General features: G+C 43.5%; 2 protein-coding genes. Both read left to right on the top strand.

Annotated elements, in window-relative coordinates; translation table 11 throughout:
- The first annotated feature begins 50 nt into the window (after positions 1-50).
- On the top strand, positions 51-536 hold the full coding sequence (locus K5Q13_RS09510; protein ID WP_220741398.1) for a helix-turn-helix domain-containing protein: 486 nt from the start codon (positions 51-53) through the stop codon (positions 534-536).
- Positions 537-544: 8 nt separating this feature from the next.
- The gene (locus tag K5Q13_RS09505) at positions 545-1,411 is read left to right on the top strand and encodes an IS3 family transposase (RefSeq protein ID WP_246574252.1); all 867 of its coding nucleotides are present in this window, start codon (positions 545-547) and stop codon (positions 1,409-1,411) included.
- Positions 1,412-1,414: the final 3 nt, after the last annotated feature.

Raw genomic sequence — 1,414 nt, 5'->3', positions numbered from 1 at the left:
TGAACTGACCCCCGTAAGTTGGAGTAAATCCAAACTTACGGGGGTTTGTTATGTTCTCAAAAGAAGTACAAATTGAAGCGGTAAGTATGTACCTAAAAGGTGTGCCACCAATTGAAATTCGGCGAAAATTCGCCATTAAAGGTGAAGCAACCATTCTGAACTGGTTAACCAACATCAAAATGTTGGGGACTGCAGGGCTAAAGAATGTCAATCGAAGCAAGACAAACTATCCGTACTCCTTTAAAATTAAGGTTATAAGATGGCGACTAGCACATCACGCTTCCCTACCCATGGCAGCGAAGAAGTTTCGCTTGCGAAATCCTTCGTTAATTTGGCAATGGGAACGTGCATTGGCAACTGGTCGTCTAAAACCGGATAAACAAAGGCGGAAACGACCCATGAATAAGCAAGAACACGATAAGATGAAGAGGCTCGAAGAAGAGAATGAACTACTTCGCATTAAGATGGCCTACCTGGAAAAACTCGAAGTCTTAGCTCAGGCAAAAAAGAAATTACAAACCAAGACAAAGCGGTAGTAATTACTGTGCTAAGGCAAGAGTTGAAGTGTCAGTTGAAATTGCTGCTTCAAGTGGCTGAGATGTCTAGCAGTAGTTATCACGACGCCTGTAAGCGAGCATACAAGGCATATCCACGTGAGTTGATTGATGCAATTACAGCAATTCGAGAGGACAACCCAGACTACGGTTATCGTCGCGTGACGCAGGAACTTCATCATCGCGGATTCAAGACCAACCACAAGGTTGTGTGGAAAATTATGAAGGTAAATGGTCTTCTCTGCACTGCATTCAACCGTTTAACACGGAAGTACAATTCTTACGTTGGTACTGTCGGTCAAATATCACCGGACCGTGTTAACCGTCGGTTCACAACGGACCGGCCATACCAGAAGGTTCTCACGGATACGGATGTCACTGAAGTTCGTTGGGGAACAGGCACGATGGCTGAGCGAGCTTTTTTCACTGCATATATAGATGTTTATAGCGGAGAAATTCTCACTTGGAATATCGATTTTCATCCAACTGTTGAGTTCGTCACCAAACCACTAGATGAACTTCTGCAACATCGGCCGGAGTTGCATTATCGAATGACAATCCATTCTGACCAAGGGTTTCAGTATCAAAATTGTGAGTATGTATCACGGCTAAAGACTAACCGTGTATTCCAGAGTATGAGTCGCAAAGCGACTTGCCTGGATAACGCAATGGCTGAAAGTATTTTCCACATCTTGAAGGTGGGAACCGTACACAACAACCACTATCAAAGTTATGACGAACTCAAGTCTGCCATAATCAACTACGTGTATTACTACAACAATAAGCGGATCAAAACAAAACTGGCCGGGAAAACTCCGGTTCAATACCGAAATCTTTCCGACCAGTTAGCTACTTAAATT

This window comes from Leuconostoc miyukkimchii, from assembly GCF_019656055.1.
Classification (GTDB): domain Bacteria; phylum Bacillota; class Bacilli; order Lactobacillales; family Lactobacillaceae; genus Leuconostoc; species Leuconostoc miyukkimchii.
Note: the sequence above shows the minus strand (reverse complement) of the source record. Positions and strands in the feature narration are given on the sequence as shown.